Source organism: Kineococcus aridisoli, from assembly GCF_050871885.1.
GTDB lineage: Bacteria > Actinomycetota > Actinomycetes > Actinomycetales > Kineococcaceae > Kineococcus.
Genome location: NZ_JBJLSF010000098.1, coordinates 1 through 17835, shown reverse-complemented (window position 1 = coordinate 17835; position 17835 = coordinate 1). Strand labels below are relative to the sequence as shown.

13 protein-coding genes and 1 pseudogene are annotated in these 17835 nt (G+C 75.5%); 6 read left to right on the top strand and 8 right to left on the bottom strand.

The annotated features are described in order from the left end of the window. The 4 genes and pseudogenes from ACRYM2_RS19915 to ACRYM2_RS19900 form a co-directional block, all read right to left on the bottom strand. Positions 1–161: pseudogene (locus tag ACRYM2_RS19915) on the bottom strand (gamma-aminobutyraldehyde dehydrogenase); the annotation flags it as partial. Continuing rightward, on the bottom strand, positions 158–1753 hold the full coding sequence (locus ACRYM2_RS19910; protein WP_432524173.1) for an APC family permease: 1596 nt from the start codon (positions 1751–1753) through the stop codon (positions 158–160). The pseudogene ACRYM2_RS19915 and the gene ACRYM2_RS19910, both read right to left, overlap by 4 nt. Next, positions 1750–2598: a universal stress protein gene (locus tag ACRYM2_RS19905; protein WP_432524172.1), complete on the bottom strand. Its 849-nt coding sequence runs from the start codon at positions 2596–2598 to the stop codon at positions 1750–1752. Before ACRYM2_RS19905 ends, ACRYM2_RS19910 begins: the two co-directional genes overlap by 4 nt. Further along, a complete protein-coding gene (locus tag ACRYM2_RS19900; RefSeq protein ID WP_432524171.1) occupies positions 2595–4034 on the bottom strand; it encodes a flavin monoamine oxidase family protein in 1440 nt (479 codons plus the stop codon). The genes ACRYM2_RS19905 and ACRYM2_RS19900 overlap by 4 nt, the downstream gene beginning before the upstream one ends. A gap of 177 nt (positions 4035–4211) precedes the next feature. On the opposite strand from ACRYM2_RS19900, the gene ACRYM2_RS19895 reads away from it, so the two are divergent. Beyond that, the gene (locus ACRYM2_RS19895) at positions 4212–4892 is read left to right on the top strand and encodes a TetR/AcrR family transcriptional regulator (RefSeq protein WP_432524170.1); all 681 of its coding nucleotides are present in this window, start codon (positions 4212–4214) and stop codon (positions 4890–4892) included. An 85-nt stretch (positions 4893–4977) separates the two neighbouring features. Further along, positions 4978–6516 (top strand): PucR family transcriptional regulator, encoded by a 1539-nt coding sequence (locus tag ACRYM2_RS19890; RefSeq protein ID WP_432524169.1) that lies wholly within the window; start codon positions 4978–4980, stop codon positions 6514–6516. A 15-nt stretch (positions 6517–6531) separates the two neighbouring features. Here ACRYM2_RS19890 and ACRYM2_RS19885 read toward each other — a convergent pair whose 3' ends face one another. Genes ACRYM2_RS19885 through yicI form a run of 4 tightly spaced genes read right to left on the bottom strand, consistent with a single transcriptional unit; the run spans position 6532 to position 12326 of the window. Further along, on the bottom strand, positions 6532–7893 hold the full coding sequence (locus ACRYM2_RS19885; protein WP_432524168.1) for a diguanylate cyclase: 1362 nt from the start codon (positions 7891–7893) through the stop codon (positions 6532–6534). A 41-nt stretch (positions 7894–7934) separates the two neighbouring features. Further along, complete coding sequence (locus ACRYM2_RS19880; protein WP_432524167.1) at positions 7935–8942, bottom strand: potassium channel family protein; 1008 nt, start codon at positions 8940–8942, stop codon at positions 7935–7937. 55 nt (positions 8943–8997) lie between these two features. Then, complete coding sequence (locus tag ACRYM2_RS19875; RefSeq protein WP_432524166.1) at positions 8998–10002, bottom strand: LacI family DNA-binding transcriptional regulator; 1005 nt, start codon at positions 10000–10002, stop codon at positions 8998–9000. Between the two features lie 14 nt (positions 10003–10016). Next, positions 10017–12326, bottom strand: coding sequence for an alpha-xylosidase (gene yicI / locus ACRYM2_RS19870; RefSeq protein WP_432524165.1), 2310 nt, complete (start codon positions 12324–12326; stop codon positions 10017–10019). A gap of 214 nt (positions 12327–12540) precedes the next feature. On the opposite strand from yicI, the gene ACRYM2_RS19865 reads away from it, so the two are divergent. The 4 genes from ACRYM2_RS19865 to ACRYM2_RS19850 are packed head-to-tail and all read left to right on the top strand — an operon-like array spanning position 12541 to position 17730. After that, complete coding sequence (locus ACRYM2_RS19865; RefSeq protein ID WP_432524164.1) at positions 12541–13848, top strand: ABC transporter substrate-binding protein; 1308 nt, start codon at positions 12541–12543, stop codon at positions 13846–13848. Next, positions 13848–14774 carry a carbohydrate ABC transporter permease gene (locus ACRYM2_RS19860; protein WP_432524163.1) on the top strand — a complete coding sequence of 309 codons (927 nt, stop codon included), beginning with the start codon at positions 13848–13850 and terminating at the stop codon, positions 14772–14774. Before ACRYM2_RS19865 ends, ACRYM2_RS19860 begins: the two co-directional genes overlap by 1 nt. Beyond that, positions 14771–15667 carry a carbohydrate ABC transporter permease gene (locus ACRYM2_RS19855; RefSeq protein ID WP_432524162.1) on the top strand — a complete coding sequence of 299 codons (897 nt, stop codon included), beginning with the start codon at positions 14771–14773 and terminating at the stop codon, positions 15665–15667. Before ACRYM2_RS19860 ends, ACRYM2_RS19855 begins: the two co-directional genes overlap by 4 nt. Next, positions 15664–17730, top strand: a complete 2067-nt coding sequence (locus ACRYM2_RS19850) for a beta-galactosidase (RefSeq protein WP_432524161.1) — start codon at positions 15664–15666, stop codon at positions 17728–17730. Before ACRYM2_RS19855 ends, ACRYM2_RS19850 begins: the two co-directional genes overlap by 4 nt. Positions 17731–17835 lie beyond the last annotated feature (105 nt).

Below are 17835 nucleotides of genomic sequence, written 5' to 3'. Positions count from 1 at the left end.
AACGCCCGGGAAGCGGCGGCGTAGGCGGCGTCCACGTCGGCGGCACCCGACAACGGCGCGGTGGCGTACACCTGACCGCTGGCGGGGTCGACGACATCGGTGGTGGCGCCGTCGGCAGCCGGCACCGACTCCCCGTCGACGACGTTCAGGAAGTCCTTCACTGATCGGCTCCTTCGGTGGTGCCCCCGGGAGCGGTCGCCCGGGGCGCGGTGGTCGGGACGGTCGTGCCGCGCTCGCGCGGGAGGGTCTGGCCGCGGAAGAACGCCGGGCGGCGCAGGCGCTGCGCGAGCATGACGAGGACGCCGAGGGCGAGGACGCCGATGCCGAGCAGGAACACCAGGCCGATCCCGAACAGCTGCGAGCCGGAACCGTAGGATTGGTCCGTGGAGTCCACGGCCGTCTGCACGAAGAACACCAGCAGCAGCACGCCGCCGATCCCCGGCGCCAGGCCGGTGGTGAGGAAGGAGCGCAGGTCCCCCCGCCAGGTGCCGCGGAAGTACCAGACGCAGGCCAGCGCCGTGACGCCGTAGTAGAAGCACACCATCATGCCGAGCGCGGTGATGGTGTCCCACAGCACGTCCTCGGACAGCACGCGCATCACGGCGTAGAACACCGAGGCGATCACCCCGGCGACCACCGTGGCGTACCCGGGCGACTGGAACCGCGGGACGATGCGGGCGAACCGCGGCGGCAGGGCGCCGTAGTGGCCCATCGCCAGCAGCGTGCGGGCCGGGGAGATGAACGTCGACTGCAGGGACGCGGCCGAGGAGGCCAGGACCGCCAGCGACATCAGCACGGCCGCCGGGCCCATGACCGGCCCGGCGAGGGCGGCGAAGATGTTCTCCTGGATGTCGGCGTTGCCCAGCCCCAGCCCCTCCTCGCCGGTGCCGGAGAAGGTGAGCACGGCGAGCGCCACCGCGAGGTAGAGGACGACGATGAGGGCGATCGTCGCCAGCGCCGCGCGCCCGGGCGTGGTGCGCGAACCCTGGGTCTCCTCGTTCATGGTGAGGACGACGTCCCAGCCCCAGTAGATGAACACGGACAGCGAGACGCCGGCGGCGAACGCGGAGAAGGAGTCCACGCCGAAGGGGTCGAACCACTCCGCGCGCAGCGCGAGCGCGGCCGGGGCGCTGCCGTCGGCGACCTGCGTGAACGCGGCGACGCAGAACCAGGCGAGCACCAGCAGCTGGAAGGTGACGAGCACGTACTGCACGACCTTGGTGGCTTCCAGGCCGCGGTAGGAGACCCAGCAGGCCAGCGCCATGAACACCAGGCAGGTCGTGACGTTCACGGGGACGTTCGCGGCCAGGTCGGCCAGCGAGTCCCTGCCCGTGAGCTGGGCGAGCATGAGGTAGAGGAAGTCGACGGCGATGCCGGCGAGGTTGGAGAGCACGAGGATCGTGGCCGCCAGCAGGCCCCAGCCGCCCATCCACCCGATCCACGGGCCGAACGCCCGCGAGCTCCAGGTGAACGTGGTGCCGGAGTCCGGCATGGCGGAGTTCAGCGCCCGGTAGCCGACGGCCACGAGCAGCATCGGCACGAACCCGACGAGGAAGATGGCCGGCAGGTGGTCGCCGACCGCGGAGGCCGTCGGGCCCAGCGCCCCCGTGAGGGTGTAGGCGGGGGCGATGGTGGACACGCCGATGACCACCGAACCCAGCAGCCCGACGCGGCCGCTGCCCAGGCCCTTGGACCTGCCGTCCGCCCCGGCGCCGTCCGCCGCGGGGGTGCGCGCCCCGGTCGCGGCGCTCACCGCTCGCCCCGCGGGACGACCGCGACGGGAACGGGGACGTGGCGCAGCATCCGCGCCGCCGTGGTCCCCAGGAACGTCTGCCGCCCGCGCGCCAGCCGGGAGGAACCGACGAGCAGCAGCCCGCCCGGCTCCCAGTCGATCGAGCCCACCGCCTCCTGCACCGTCCTGCCCCTCCCCAGCTCCACGCCCACCCGCTCGCTCCCGAGCCGCTCCCGGGTCCTGGCCACCAGTTCCTCCACCCGCGCCAGCGCGGGTCCTGGCGCGCCGGAGCGCGCGTCGACCTGCACGAGGTTCACCACGTGCAGGGGCAGCCCGGTGCGCTCGGCGGCCTCCTCGGCCTCCGCCAGCACCAGCTGAGCCCCCGGGCGGGTGCCCACCGCCACGTACAGGTGCTCCAGCCGCGGGGTCGGCGGCGCACCGGCGGTCAGCACGACCGGCACCGGCGCGGAGTGCAGCAGCGCCCGCGCGACCGGGCCGACGCCGAAGGGGTTCACCCCGCCGTCGGCGCCGACGACGACCGCCGCGGCACCCAGCTGCGCGACGGCCTCCAGCAGCCCCTCGGGGACCGAGGCGGCGGTGCGCACGTGCGCGCGGGCGACGACGCCGGCGGGCAGCCGCGCCAGGTCCGCCTCCAGGCGCCGGGTGCCCTGCTCGGCGACCAGCCCGGAGACGTCGCCCACCGGCGGGTACGGCTGCCCGAACGGGTCGTCGGTGCGCACCACCAGGACGACCTCCAGCTCGGCGGCCAGCGAGCCGGCCAGCACGGCTCCCAGCGCCAGCGCGTCGGCGCCGCGCTCACCGCCGTCGTGGGCGACGACGTAGCGCCGCGGGGCGGGGGCGCTCACGCGCCGACCGCGTCCGCGGAGCCGGGGGCACCGCTGCCGCGCAGCGCGGCGACGACGTCCGCGGCCGCGGCCCGGCCGCTGCGCAGGGCGCCGTCGACGTGCTGGTAGCCCTCCGCGGCCAGGTCGGAGCAGGCCCAGTGCACCGGCCCGACGGGCGTGCGCTGGTCGGCGCCGTAGCGCGAGAGCCCGCCGAGGTCGAAGCTCGCGGCGTAGGCGCCGCGCGTCCACTCCTCGGCCGCCCAGTCGGACTCGTAGTAGACGTCGGGTTCCAGCGCCCGCTCGCCGAGGTAGCCGGCGATCGACTCCAGGACACGGCGCCTGCGCTCGTCGGCGGGCAGGGCGAACAGCGCGTCGGCCTTCTCGTCGGAGACGAACCCGACGAGGGTGCCGCGCTCGTCGCCGTGCAGGGTGTTGTCGTAGATTTCCTGCACGAGGGCGTCGGCGCCGAAGGCGGTGCCCGACAGGCCGTCCTCGCGCCAGAACGGCGTCGGGTAGACGGCGTGGACCTTGATGACCAGGCCCATCGACAGGTGCTGGTGCAGCTGGTGCTGGCGGCGCGGCAGCGGCGGGTCGAAGGAGATGCGGCTGAACAGCGGCGGCGGGACGGCCACCACGACGCGGCGGGCCCGGGCCACCACGCGGTCGGAGACCACCACGACGCCCTCGTCCCCGCCGTCCCGCGACGTGCGGCGGATCGTGCGCACGGGGGTGGACAGGTGCACGCGCCCGCCCAGCTCGGCGGCCACCGCCTCCGAGACCGACTGCATGCCGCCCACGACGCGCTTGTCGAGGATGAAGCACTCGTCGGTGAGGTTGCTGAAGGAGCCCGCGGAGGCGGCCATGAGGACGGCCTGCAGGGCGCTGAAGGAGTGGGCGGGCTTGGTGAGCATCCCGCCGGCGATGAACAGGCCGGTGTTGCGGCAGGCCTCCTCGTCGGCGGACTGCTCGCGCAGCCACGAGGCGAAGGGGATCGTGTCCAGCTCGCGGGCGCGCGGGTGCGCCCACGGCTGCTCCGGGCCGACCTCGGCGGCCAGCTCGTCCAGCAGCGCGGTCAGCCGCTCCATCTCCGCGGCCGTCTTCTCCTGCACGGGGAAGGCGTCGCCGCGGTAGCGGACGGGCACGCCGTCGGGGCCGACGTACACGGAGTCGCCCTCGCGGTAGCGCGAGTAGGTCTCCATGCCCAGCTCCTCGAGCAGGCCCAGCAGCTCGGTCTGGTCGGGCGAGACCCACTGGCCGCCGATCTCCAGCACGGCGCCGTCGACGACGTCGGTCCAGGTGCGCCCGCCCACGCGGTCGCGCGCCTCGAGCACGACGACGTCCAGGCCGGCGCGGGTCAGGTGGCGGGCCGCGGACAGGCCGGCGGGCCCGGCGCCGACCACGACGACGTCGCAGTCGACCTGCTGGGCGGGTGGTGCGCTGACGGGGGCGGTGTCCATCTCGGCTCCGGGTTCCTCGGCTGCTGGGACTGCTGCGGGTGCTGCGGGGTGCTGCGCGTGCCGCGGGCTGCTGCGACGGCCGTGTCGCCGCCCGCGAAAGTGATCGAGGTTCATTAACGGGGGCGCCGGAGTCCGTGTCAAGCACCGCGCGGCGGGCCCGTGGGCGATCATGGGCGCATGACGAGCGCGCAGCGCCGCCCCCGGGGACGGCCGTCCCAGCCGGTGCTGACGGCCGAGCGCATCACCGAGGCGGCCGTGCGGCTGGTCGAGGCCCGCGGCCACGACGCCCTGACCGTGGCGGCCCTCGCCCGGGAGCTGGGCGTGGCGCCCTCGGCGCTCTACAACCACGTCAGCACCAAGAACGAGGTGCTGCGCCGGGTGCAGGACCACGTCAACCGCGAGGTGGACTGCTCCGCGTTCGGGCGGCTGCCCTGGGACGAGGCGCTGGCCGCCTGGGCGCGCTCCTACCGCGAGGTCTACGCCCGGCACGTCCCGCTGGTGCCCGTCATCGCCGTCACCCCGGTGCGCGGCGCCCCGCACACCCTGGCCATGTACGAGCGGGTGGCCGCCGGGCTGCGCGCGGGCGGCTGGCCCGAGCACCTGCTCGTCGACGCCGTCGTCGCCGTCGAGTCCTTCGTGCTCGGCTCGGCGCTGGACACCCAGGCGCCGCCGGACATCTTCGAGCCCGGGGAGCACGCCGGCTCCGCCCCGACCTTCGCCGCGGCCGTGCGCGCGCGCGGCGGGGGCGACGCCGCGGGCGCCGCCTTCGAGCTCGGGCTCGGCGCGCTCGTGGCCGGGCTGCGCGCCGTCCTGGCCGCCGCGGACGGCGCCGGCGCCCCCGACCCGCGAGGCTCCTGACCCGCGGGGACCCCGGCCCGGGGCCCCGCGGGTCAGGTGGACGCCGTGCACAGCGGACGCGGGTTCGCTGTGCAAGGGTGAGCGGATGCCGACGGTGGCCGACCTGCTGGGGACGCGGGGGCTGGACCTCGTGGAGGTCGTCCCCGCCCGACCCGACCCGGTGCGCTGGGTGACCACGAGCGAGCTGCTCGACCCCACCGCCTTCCTCGAGGGCGGTGAGGTGCTGCTGACGACCGGGCTGGGCCGCAGGGCCGACGCGGACTGGTCGCGGTACGCGGCGGACCTCGCCGCCGCGGGGGTCGTGGCCGTGGGCTTCGGCGCCGGGCTGAGCCACGCCGAGGTGCCGCCCGCGCTGGAGCGGGCCTGCCGGGTGACGGGGCCGGGGCTGTTCGCCGTCCCGCGGCCCACGCCGTTCATCGCGGTCGCCAGGACGTTCGTGGACCTGCTGCGCGCCGAGGAGCAGGACGCCGCGGCGACCGCCGTCGTCCACCAGCGCGAGCTGGCCCGCGCGGCCACGCGCCCCGACGCGCGCGAGGCGGTCGTCCGCCGCCTCGCGCAGGCGCTGGGCGGTCAGGTCCTCGTCGTCGACCCCGACGGCGCCGTGCTGACCCGCTCGCCGGCGCGCGCGGCGCCACCGCCGGACCTGCCGCGCGCGCTGCGCGCGCTGGGCCCGCAGGGCCTGCGGGGGGCGCTGAGCGAGCAGGGCCCGGAGGGCGCCGTGTCGGTGCACCCGGTGGGCCTGCGCGGGCGCCCCGCCGGCCACCTGGTGGTGCGCACCCCGCTGGCCCTGGACGGCGGGCAGCGCAGCACCGTGGCGACCGCGGTGGCGCTGCTGGGGCTGGCCGCCGAGACGGGCGCCGCCGCCCGCGCGGACGAGCGCCGGTTGCGCGGCTGCGCGCTGTCCCTGCTGCTGCGCGGCGACCGGGACGCGGCCCTGCGCGTGCTGGCGGTCGCCGAGGAGGCCCCCGGGCGCAGCGGGGCAGCCCCGGCGCTCGCCCCGCGGGTGCGGGTGCTGCGGGCCACCGGGAGCGCCGAGGCCGTGGAGGACGCCCTGCAGGCCCTGGAGACCCGCTCGCGCACCGCCGGGGCCGCGCTCGTGGCGGCCCCCGACGAGGACGGCGCCGGGCTGGTCGCCGTGGTCGGCGAGGGTGCGGACCCGGGGGCGGGCGAGGTCGAGCGGCTGCTGCTGGCGGCGGGCTGCCGCGTGGGCACGGGGACCGCCGTGCCGCTGGACGCGGCGGGCACCAGCGCGCAGACCGCGCGGGAGGCGTTGCGGCGCACCCGGCCCGCCGCCCCGGTGTTCCGCTGGGACGACGTGCGCAGCAGCGGCGTCGGCTCCGTGCTGGAGCCGGGCGCGGCCCGGGCCTTCGCCACCGCCCTGCTGCACCCGGTGCTCACCCTGCCCGACCGGGCCGAGGCGGAGGCGCTGCTCGGCACGGCCCGGGAGTTCCTCAGCCGGCACGGCCAGCGCCAGCCCACCGCCGAGGCGCTCGGCGTGCACCGCAACACCGTGCGGCTGCGGATCGCCCGCCTGGAGCAGCTGCTCGGCAGGTCCTTCGACGAGGCGCAGCTGCGCGCCGACCTGTGGATCGCGCTGCAGCACGCCGACGACGTGCCGCGCTGAGGGCCGGCGGACCGCTCAGCCGGCCAGGCGGGGCCCGGAGCGGGTGCGCTTGGCCTCGTACATCGCCCCGTCCGCGGCGCGCAGCAGGCCGTCCACGTCACCGGGGTGGTCGGCCAGCGCCGCGACGCCGATGCTGGCGCCGACCCGCGCGCGGCGGCCGTCGACGACGACCGGGGCCGCGAGCGCGGCGCGCAGCCGTCCGGCGCCGGCCAGGGCGTCGGGGACGCCGACCCCCCGCAGCAGCACCGCGAACTCGTCACCGCCCAGGCGCGCGGCCACGTCGACGCCGCGGATGCCGTGCAGCAGCCGGCGGGCGACCTGGCGCAGCAGCTCGTCCCCGGCGTGGTGGCCCAGGGTGTCGTTGACCTGCTTGAAGCCGTCGAGGTCGACGACCAGCAGCGCCCCGCCGGCGCCCGGGCCGGTGGCGGCGACGGCGTCGGCGAGCAGCTCGGTCAGTCGCCGCCGGTTGGGCAGGTCGGTGAGCGCGTCGGTGTCGGCGCGGCGGCGCATCTCCTCCAGCCGGGCGCGCTCGACCTGGCGCAGGCGGGCGCTGTCGATGACGAGCGCGCCCTCCAGCGCCAGCTGCCGGGCCACCCGGTGCTCGCGCTCGCTCCAGCTCCGCCACCGGCTCACGTCGCCGCAGACGACCATGCCGACGATCCCGCTGGCCGACAGCAGCGGCATCGCGGCGTACGAGCGCAGCCCCATGGTCGCCACGAAGCCCCCGGGGCGCCCCGGGAACAGCCGCACGTCGTCGACGAGCACCGGGCCGCCCTCGCGCTGGGAGCGCCGCCAGACCGGGGAGTCCCCCGCCAGCCGGCCGACGACCTGGCGGCGCAGCTCCGCGGCGACGTCGGCGGGCACGCCCACGTCCAGCAGGTCCTGCACGCGGCCGTCGGCCTCGGACAGGTGCACGGCGACGCGCTCGGCGGCGAAGACGTCGGCGGTCACCCGGGCGAGCACCTGCGCCGCCTCGCGGACGCTGCCGGCGTGCACGCCCTCCTCGAACAGCCGCCGCACGGCCGCGGCGAGGACGGCCTCCTCCTCGCGCGCGCGGCGGTCGGCCGCCGCGCGGCGCACCAGGGCGAGCAGGTGGGTCAGCGCGCGCAGCACCTCGGGGCGCACCCGCGGCGGCGCCTCGCCCAGCAGCACGAGCAGGCCGTGCTCGTCCCCCAGCAGCCGCAGCGGCAGCACCGCGGCGGCGGCGGGGGGCACCTGCGCGGCGGTGTCGACGACGAGCGCGCCGCCGACCCCGCAGGCCGCTGCGAGGTGCTCGCGCACCAGCTCCAGCAGCCGCTCGCAGGTCACCACCTCGTCCGCGACCAGGTCCTGCAGGCGCGCCACGAGGGCCGCCTGCGGGTCGGCGGGCAGGCTCACCCCAGCGGTGTCGGCACAGCGGGGGGTCTCCTGGAGGGCTCTCACCCGGCTGCCACGTAGAGCAGCCGGTCACCCCCCTGCAACCGGCCGACCGCGGGGTCGGCGTAGCGCAGCGCCCGCCCGCCGCGGACGACGGCGAGGACGGGCACGCCCAGCTCCTCCGGCAGCCGCCCCACCTCGGGCGCGGTGACGGTCCGCTCGGCGAGGTCGAGGCCCGTGCCGAAGGAGACGAGGTCCTCGACGACCTCGACGGCGGTCGGGCTGACGGCGGCCAGCCCGAGCAGGCGCCCGGTGGTCTCCGAGGAGATGACGACCGAGCTGGCACCGCTCTGGCGCAGCAGGTCGGCGTGCTGGGCCTCGCGCGCGGAGGCCACGACGCTGCAGTGCGGGGAGATCCGGCGCAGGGCCAGCACGGCGAGGATGGCGGTGTCGTCGCGGTCGAGGGCGACGACGACGCGCTCGGCCCGCTCGGCGAGGGCGGTGCGGAAGGTGTCCGAGCGGGTGACGTCGCCGGTCACGGCGACGTAGCCGTCGGCCGTGGCGTCGGCGGTGGCCTGCGCCTGGCGGTCCACGACGAGGATGCGGTCCGCGCGCACCCCCTGCAGGCGCAGCGCGCGGACGGCGTTGCGGCCCTTGGTGCCGTAGCCGAGGACGAGGACGTGGTCGCGCATGCGGGACCTCCACCGCGCGAGGCGGATCTCGGTGCGGGAGCGCTCGGTGAGCGCCTGGATCGTGGTGCCGACGAGCACGATGACGAAGAGGATGCGCATCGGCGTCACGACGAGGGCGTTGACCAGCCGGGCCCTCGGCGTGACGGGGACGATGTCGCCGTAGCCGGTCGTGGAGAGCGTGACGGTCGTGTAGTAGAGCGCGTCGATCGCCGACACCGCGCCGTCGAGGTTGTCGGTGTAGTCGTCGCGCTCGACGAGGACCATCCCCCAGGCGATGAGCACCAGCAGCAGGGCGACGGCGAAGCGCAGGGCGATCGCGCGCAGCGGTGAGCGCGGTCGGCTCCGGGGCAGCCGCACGCGGGCGTCGGGGGCGAGCACGTCCCGAGTCTGGCGCACCGCCCCGCGACCGGCCCGCCGTCGCGGTGCCGTCGCGTCAGCGCCCGCGCGGTGGCGCGGTGGAGCCGTGCTCGGCGAGCGTGGAGGTCAGCAGCCGCACCTCGGCGGTGCCCACCCCGGCCAGGCGCTCGGCGAGCATCTCCACGGCCACCCGGCCGACCTCGCCCACCGGCACGTCGAGCAGGTCGACCGCGCGGCCCAGCCGACCGGTGACCTCCGCGGAGCCGACGGCGACCAGCGAGAGGTCCTGCGGCAGGCGCACCCCCTCCTCGGCGAGCGCGTCCAGCAGGTGCGGCAGCGCCGCCTCGTGGTGCACCACCAGCGCGGTCAGGCCGCTCTGCTGGGCGCGCAGCGAGGCCAGGCACGCCCGCGCCGCCTGCGGGCTCGGGTCGCACGGGCTGGTGGCCACCGCCACCCCCGCCGCCGCGGCCGCCTCCTCGAAGCCCGCGCGCAACCGGTCCACGTAGCCGGCGCGGTGCACCGAGGACGCGCTGGCGCTGACCAGGCCGATGCCGCGGTGGCCCAGGCGCACCAGGTGGTCGACGGCCGAGCGCGCCGCGCGGGCGAAGTCGAAGTCGACGCAGGACAGCCCCCGGCTCTCGCGCGGCAGCCCGATGAGGACCGCCGGGCGGTGAAGGCGCGCCAGCAGCGCCACCCGCGGGTCGTCGGCCTCGATGTCCATGACGACCAGCCCGTCCACCAGCGCCCCCGAGGTCACCCGCTCCAGGGCGCCGGCGTCCTCCTGGGTCAGCAGCAGCACGTCGTACTCGTGCCGGCGCGCGGTGGTGGTGACCGCGCGCACGAACTGCATGACCACGTTGACGTCGGCGTCCTCGTGCAGCGGCACGACGAGGCCGATGACCTGCGTGCGGGCCGAGGCCAGCGCCCGGGCACCGGCGTGCGGGCGGTAGCCGAGGGCGGCGACGGCGTCCAGGACGCGCGCGCGGGTCGCCGCGGAGATCGCCCGCTTGCCGCTGAGCACGTAGGACACCGTGCTCGGCGAGACCCCCGCCTCCTGCGCGACGTCCATGATCGTCGCCATCCCCGACCCCCCTCTCAGCCGCGGCCGAGGCCGACCTCGAGCACGGTACTGCCGGCCGGCGCGTGCGCGAGGGCGCCGTCGACCCCGACGACCTCCAGCGACCACGCGGCGGCCGGCGCGCCCGCGGCCGGGGTCAGCTCGGCGCGCACGAGGTCCCCGTCGCGGCGCACGGTCGCGGTGGCCGCGAGGCCGCCGCCCAGCCGGGGCAGGCGCACCGTCGTCTCCGAGCCGTCGGCGAGCTCGTAGCAGCGCAGCACCACGCCGTCGGCGTAGTCGTAGTCGGGGCGGTCGCTGCGGGCGCCGACCGGCAGGACGGTGCCCGGGCGCACCAGCAGCGGCAGCGAGTCGAACCCGTGCCGCTCGGTGCGCCAGCCGCCGCCGGCGACGGCCTCGCCGGTGAGCAGGTGCCGCCAGGTGCCGGCCGGGACGTAGTGCTCGACGGTGCCGTCGGCGGTGAAGACGGGAGCCACCAGCAGCGAGGGCCCGAGCATGTACTGCGCGTCCAGGTGCGCGACCGCGCGGTCGCCGGGGAACTCCACGAACATCGGCCGCAGCACCGGCGCACCGCTCTCGTGCGCCTGCTGCGCCAGCCCGGCCAGGTACGGCATGAGCCGCATCTTCAGCGTCGTGAAGCGGCGGGTGACCTCGACGGCCTCCTCGTCGAACACCCACGGCACGCGGTAGGAGCTGGAACCGTGCAGGCGGCTGTGCGAGGACAGCAGCCCGAACGCCAGCCAGCGCTTGAAGACGGCCGGGTCGGGGTTCCCCTCGAACCCGCCGATGTCGTGGCTCCAGAACGCGAACCCGCTGGCGGCCAGCGACAGCCCGCCGCGCAGCGTCTCGGCCATCGCCTCGAACGTGGAGTAGCAGTCGCCGCCCCAGTGCACGGGGAACTGCTGACCGCCGGCGGTGGCGCTGCGGGCGAACACGACCGCCTCGCCCTCGCCGCGGTGCTCGCGCAGCGCCTCGAAGACGCAGGCGTTGTACTGCTGGGCGTAGTGGTTGTGCATGCGCTGCGGGTCCGAGCCGTCGGACCACACCACGCCCTCGGTGGGGATCCGCTCGCCGAAGTCGGTCTTGAACGCGTCGACGCCCATGTCCTGCAACCGGTGCAGGTGGGCGGCGAACCACGCCCGCGCGTCGGGGTTCGTGAAGTCGACGATCCCCATCCCGGCCTGCCACATGTCCCACTGCCAGACGCCGCCGTCGGTGCGGCGCAGCAGGTAGCCGTTGTCGGCGGCCTCGCGGAAGAGCGGTGAGCGCTGGGCGATGTAGGGGTTGATCCAGACGCAGACCTTCAGACCGCGCTCGTGCAGCCGGCGCAGCATCCCCTCGGGGTCGGGGAAGGTGCGGGGGTCCCACTCGAAGTCGGTCCAGTTGAACTCGCGCATCCAGAAGCAGTCGAAGTGGAACACGCTCAGCGGCAGGTCGCGCTCGGCCATGCCGTCGATGAACGAGGTCACGGTCGCCTCGTCGTAGTCGGTGGTGAACGACGTCGACAGCCACAGCCCGAAGGACCACTCGGGGATGCGCGGCGGGCGGCCGGTCAGGCCGGTGTAGCGGCGCAGCACCTCCAGCGGGGTGGGCCCGGAGACCACGTGGTAGGTCAGCACCTGGCCCTCGACGCTGAACTGGGTGCGCGAGACGACCTCGGAGGCGACCTCGAAGGAGACCAGGCCCGGGTCGTCGACGAAGACGCCGTAGCCGCGGTCGGAGAGGTAGAAGGGGACGTTCTTGTAGGCCTGCTCGCTGGAGGTGCCGCCGTCGGCGTTCCAGACGTCGACGACCTGCCCGTTCTTGACGACCGGGCCGAAGCGCTCCCCCAGGCCGTGCACGGTCTCGCCGACCGACAGGCCCAGCTGCTCGTGCACGAAGTGGCGGCCCTCGGCGTCGGTGACGACCCCGACGCTCTTGGGCAGGCTGCGGGTGAGGACCCCGCGGGAGTCGCTGTACTCCACCGACCACGGGGCCCCGCGGCGGACCCGCACGAGGAGGTCGCCGGTGCGCAGGGTGCCGCCCCGCTCGTCGACCTCCACCCGCGCGCCCCCGCCGCCGGTGCGCAGGGCGAACGCCGGCAGCGCCGGCAGCCCGCCCTCGTGGTGGCTGATGCGGGTGCGCACGACGCCCTCGGCGGGGCTGTCGAAGACGACGGTCACCAGGGTGCGGTTGAGGGTGTCGCCGCGGGAGGCGACCACCCCCGTCGGCGCGTGGACCACGAGGCGGTCGCCGTCGGGGCCGGTGTCCACACCGATGTCGTAGGCCTCGGCAGCGAACTGCGGCTGCACGCCCTCGCGGGCGAGCCAGTAGCCGTCGGTGAACTTCATCCGGTGCGGGTCCCTCTCGGATCGTCGTCGACCGCGCGTCGAAGCGCTTCGCCGGTCACCGTACGGATCCGCCCCCGCGCGGACAAGCCCACGCGCTGTCCGGCCCGGACGAGGGTTGACATCCGCGCACCAGCGCGTCGAAGCTTTCGACACACATCGTCGAAGCGCTTCGCCACACCGCGCCGGCGACACCCCTACGTCGAAGGAGACGGACATGCGCAGGAGGACTCTGGCGACCGCCGCGGCGGCGGGCCTGGTGCTGGCACTGGGGGCCTGCTCCTCGGGCGGCGGCGGCGACAGCGCCGGTGCCGACGGCGGCGACGGGCCGATCACCCTGGAGTACTGGGCCTGGGGCACCGCCCAGGACGGCATGGTCGAGGCGTGGAACGCGGCCCACCCCGACGTGCAGGTGAAGAAGACCGACGCCGGCGGCTCGACCGACTCCAGCGCCAAGCTGCTCACCGCCACCCGCGCCGAGAACGCCCCCGACGTCGCCGTCGTCCAGTACGACACCCTCCCCGCGATGATCGTCGGCGGCGTCGCCGCCGACATCAGCGAGCACACCGCCGACGTGGAGGCGGAGTTCAACCCCGGTGTCTGGAGCCAGGTCGAGTTCGACGGCGCCGTCTACGGCGTGCCGCAGGACGTGGGCCCGCAGGCGATGGTCTACAACCAGGCCCGCTTCGCCGAGCTGGGCATCCCCGTCCCCACCACCTGGGCGGAGTTCGCGGCCGTCGCCGAGCAGGTGAAGCAGAAGGACCCGACCTCCACCCTGGCCACCTTCGCCCCCGCCGAGTTCGGCGGCTTCGCGGCGATGGCCCAGCAGAACGGCGCCCAGTGGTGGAGCGTCGACGGCGACGCCTGGACGGTCAGCATCGACGACGAGCCGTCCCGGCAGGTGGCGCAGTACTGGCAGGACCTCGTCGACCGGGGCGTCATCGACGCCGAACCGCTGCTGACCCCGGAGTGGAACGCCAAGCTGGCCGCCGGCAAGGTGCTCTCCTGGCCGTCGGCGCTGTGGGCCAACGGCGTGGTCAACGGCGTCGTGCCCGAGCAGGCCGGCCAGTGGGCGCTGGCGCCGATCCCCGCCTGGCAGGCCGGCAACCCCGCGGTCTCCTTCCAGGGCGGCTCCGCGGTCGTCGTCACGACGAGCTCGGAGCACCCCGAGGAGGCCGCCGAGTTCGCGAAGTGGATCAACACCTCGAAGGAGGGCTCGGCCGAGCAGATCGAGGCCGGCCAGTACCCGGCCTCGCTCGTCGGCCAGGAGCTCACCCTCTCCAGCGCGCCGCCGGTGCAGTCGCCGCAGCAGGCCGACTACTGGCAGGTCGCCCAGCGCATCGCCTCCAGCACCGTCCCCGAGGTCAGCTGGGGCCCGAACGTCAACGTCGCCAACAGCGCCTTCCAGGACGCCTTCAACGCCGCGGTGACCGACGGCACCCCCTTCACCGAGGCGCTGGCCACCGTCCAGGAGGCCGTCGTGGCGGACATGGAGAAGTCCGGCTTCACGGTCAGCGCCGGGTGATGAGCACCGCTCCCCCGGCCCTGCGCCGCCGGGCCCGCGTCCCGCTGGCCCCGTACCTCTTCCTGACGCCCGGGCTGGTGCTGTTCGCGCTGTTCCTCGTGGTCCCGATCGGCTACGCGGTCTGGCTGAGCCTGCGCGGGCTGCGGATCAGCGGCGGCGGGCCGTTCGGCCGGCGCGAGGAGGTGTTCGTCGGGTTCGAGAACTACGCCGCCGCGCTGACCAGCGCCGACTTCCTGTCCGGCTTCGGCCGGCTGGCGGTGTACGGCCTCATCGCCGTCCCGCTGACCCTGGGCCTGGCGCTGCTGTTCGCGCTGCTGCTGGACGCGACGACGACGGCCGCCAAGCGCTTCTCGCGCACGGCCATCTTCATCCCCTACGCCGTGCCCGGCGTCATCGCCTCGCTGCTGTGGGGGTTCCTGTACCTGCCGACCACCAGCCCGGTCAGCCACGTCACCGAGGCGCTGGGCTGGGGTCCGGTGCCGTTCCTGTCGGGTGCGGCCCTCTTCGGCTCGGTGGCCAACATCGCGGTCTGGGGCGGCGTCGGCTTCAACATGATCATCATCTACACCTCGCTGCGCGGGATCCCCTCCGAGGTGCAGGAGGCGGCCCGCATCGACGGCGCCTCCGAGACCCAGATCGCGCTGCGCATCAAGGTGCCGCTCGTGGCCCCCGCCCTCGTGCTCACCGGGCTGTTCTCGCTCATCGGCACCCTGCAGGTGTACGGCGAGCCGACGACGCTGCGGCCCATGACGACGTCCATCACGCAGACCTGGGTGCCGCTCATGACGATCTACCGCGACGCGTTCACCCGCGACGACCTGCCGCTGGCGGCCGCCGCGTCGGTGCTGCTGGCCCTGGGGACCCTGGTGGTCTCGGTCGTGCTGCTGCGCCTGGCGCAGCGCCGGGCGTTCGGGGACGCCGCGTGAGCGCCGTCGGGACGCCGCTGGGGACCCGCCCCGCGATCGGCGCACCGGCCGCCCGGCGCCCCCGGCAGCGGGCGAGGGTCCTGCCGACCGCCGTCCTGCTCGTCGGCGCGCTGTACTGCCTGGTGCCCGTCGCCTGGGTCCTCGTCGCCTCGACGAAGTCGCGCGGGGAGCTGTTCTCCACGTTCACCTTCGCCCCGGGCACCGGCCTGCTCGACAACCTCGGCGACCTCTTCGCCTACGGCGACGGCGCGTTCCTGCTGTGGTGCGCCAACAGCCTGCTGTACGCGGGCGTGGGCGCGGTGCTCTCGACGCTCGTCTCGGCGATGTCCGGGTACGCGCTGGCCAAGTTCCGCTTCCCCGGCCGGGACGCGATCTTCTACGCCGTCCTCGGCGGGGTCCTGCTGCCCGGCATCACGCTGGCGATCCCGCAGTACCTGCTCATGAGCAAGCTGGGGCTGGTGGGCAGCCACTGGTCGGTGCTGCTGCCCTCGATCATCTCCCCCTTCGGCATCTACCTCTCGCGGGTGTACGCCGCGGCGGCCGTGCCGGAGGAGGTCGTCGAGGCGGCCCGCATCGACGGCGCCTCCGAGTGGCGGACCTTCACCGCCGTCGCGGTCCCCATGCTGCTGCCCGGCATGGTCACCGTGTTCATGCTGCAGTTCGTGGGCATCTGGAACAACTTCCTGCTGCCCTTCGTCATGCTGTCCGACGAGCACCGCTACCCCTTGACCGTGGGGCTCTACAGCCTGCTCGCCAAGGGGTCCGGTGAACCGGCGCTGTACTCGCTGGCCATCGTCGGCGCCGCCGTGTCCATCGTCCCGCTCATCGCGCTGCTGCTCTTCCTGCAGCGGTTCTGGCGGATGGACCTCATCAGTGGAGGGTTGAAGGGATGACGCGCACGCCCGACCGGGGCCTGCCCACGGACCGGCTGCTGCACGGCGGGGACTACAACCCCGAGCAGTGGCCGGAGGAGGTGTGGAAGGAGGACGTCGTCCTCATGCAGCGGGCCGGGGTCAACGCCGCCACGGTCGGCGTCTTCTCCTGGGCGCTGCTGGAACCCGAGGAGGGCGTGTACGACTTCGGCTGGCTGGACCGGGTCCTGGAGACCCTGCACGCCGGCGGGATCGGCGTGGTGCTGGCCACGCCGACGGCCTCGCCGCCGCCGTGGTTCACCCGCGCCCACCCCGACGCCATGCCCGTCGGTCCCGACGGCGTGCGGCTGACGCACGGCAGCCGGGACACCTACGCGGTCAGCGCCCCGGCCTACCGCGCGGCCAGCCGGACGATCGCCGAGCGCCTGGCCGAGCGCTACGGCGACCACCCCGCGCTGCTGGCCTGGCACGTGCACAACGAGTACGGGACGATCGACCACGGCGAGCACGCCGCCGCGGCCTTCCGGCGCTGGCTGCAGCGCCGCCACGGTTCCCTGGAGGAGCTGAACCGCTCCTGGTACACCGCGTTCTGGTCGCAGCACTACACCTCCTGGGAGGACGTGCTGCCCCCGCGCCGGACGCAGTACCTGCACAACCCCGCGCACGTGCTGGACTTCAAGCGGTTCTGCTCCGACGAGATGCTCGAGGCGTTCCGCGAGCAGCGCGACGCCATCCGCGCGGCGGGCTCGCAGGCGCCGGTGACGACGAACTTCATGCTGCCGACGTGGAACCACCTGGAGCAGTGGAGCTGGTCGCGCGAGCTCGACCTCGTCTCGCTGGACCACTACCTCGACACCGTCGGCCCGGACGGCGAGACGCACGCCGCCTACGGCGCCGACCTCGCCCGCTCGTGGTCGCACGGGGGGCCGTGGCTGCTCATGGAGCAGAGCACCACCTCCTCCACGGTGGCCGGCCGGCGCGCCCACAAGGACGTGGAGCGGGTGGTGCGCAACTCCCTGTCCTACCTCGCGCGCGGCTCCCAGGGCGCGCTGTTCTTCCAGTGGCGGGCACCGGCCGCGGGTTCGGAGGCCTGGCACGGCGGGATCGTCCCGCACACCGGCGAGACCTCGCGCTCCTTCCGCGCCTTCGCCGACTTCGGCCGGGTGCTGGCCGCCCTGGCCGAGGTCGCCGAACCGCCCGCCGACGGCCGGCTGGTCGAGGCGGACGTCGCGGTGCTCTGGCACGCCGAGGGCTGGTGGGCCACCGAGGCGCCGCAGCTGCCCAGCGACGAGCTGGACTACTCCGCCGCCGTGCGGGCCACCCACCGGGCGCTGTGGCACGAGGGGTTCGCCGTCGACTTCGCCGCCCCCGACGCCGACCTCAGCGGCTACCGGGTCGTCTGCGTGCCCAGCCTGTTCGCCGTGGGCGACGCGGCGCTGGCGCGCCTGCAGGCGTTCGTGGACGGCGGCGGGCACCTGCTCGTGCAGCCGTTCACCGGCTACGCCGACGAGCACCTGCACGTCGTCGCCGGCGGCTACCCCGGCCGGCTGCGCGACCTGCTCGGGCTCCGGGTGGAGGAGCTGCACCCGCTCGACGCCGCCGAGCGCGTGCAGCTGACCGGCGAGGTGACCGGGGAGCTGACCGGGGAGCTGACCGGGCGGGTGTGGAGCGAGCTCGTCGTCCCCGAGGGCGCCGAGGTCGTCGCGCGCTACGCCGGCGGCGAGCTCGACGGCTCGCCGGCGCTCACCCGCGCGGCCGTGGGCGCGGGCGCCGCCCACTACGCCTCCACCTTCCTGGAGGCCGGCTCGCTGCGGCGGTGGCTGCGCGGGGTCTGCGAGGAGGCCGGGGCCCGGCGCACCGTCGAGGGCTGCCCGCCGCTGGTGGAGGCGGTGCTGCGCCGCGGTGCGCGGGCCGACCACCTCTTCGTCCTCAACCACTCCGGCGACGCCGTGCGCGTCAGCGGGCCGGGCACGGACGTGCTCAGCGGTGAGGGCGCCGGTGAGGGCCTCGCCGTGCCGGCGCGCGGCTGGCGCGTGCTGCGCACCCGCGGCCGCGAGGGCTGGCGGGTGGGGGCCGCGGGCTGAGCCCCCGGCCCCGGCGGGCGGCGGCGCCGCCCCCGCGGGCTCAGCCGGCCACCTCGGGGGAACTGCTGAGCAAGCGCCACGTGTAGATATGGGCCCGCTGCCCCA

Coding starts and splice junctions, on each gene's coding strand:
- ACRYM2_RS19900 (WP_432524171.1), bottom strand. CDS start 4,034: ATGGACACCGCCCCCGTCAGCGCACCACCCGCCCAGCAGGTCGACTGC.
- ACRYM2_RS19895 (WP_432524170.1), top strand. CDS start 4,212: ATGACGAGCGCGCAGCGCCGCCCCCGGGGACGGCCGTCCCAGCCGGTG.
- ACRYM2_RS19890 (WP_432524169.1), top strand. CDS start 4,978: ATGCCGACGGTGGCCGACCTGCTGGGGACGCGGGGGCTGGACCTCGTG.
- ACRYM2_RS19875 (WP_432524166.1), bottom strand. CDS start 10,002: ATGGCGACGATCATGGACGTCGCGCAGGAGGCGGGGGTCTCGCCGAGC.
- yicI (WP_432524165.1), bottom strand. CDS start 12,326: ATGAAGTTCACCGACGGCTACTGGCTCGCCCGCGAGGGCGTGCAGCCG.
- ACRYM2_RS19865 (WP_432524164.1), top strand. CDS start 12,541: ATGCGCAGGAGGACTCTGGCGACCGCCGCGGCGGCGGGCCTGGTGCTG.
- ACRYM2_RS19860 (WP_432524163.1), top strand. CDS start 13,848: ATGAGCACCGCTCCCCCGGCCCTGCGCCGCCGGGCCCGCGTCCCGCTG.
- ACRYM2_RS19850 (WP_432524161.1), top strand. CDS start 15,664: ATGACGCGCACGCCCGACCGGGGCCTGCCCACGGACCGGCTGCTGCAC.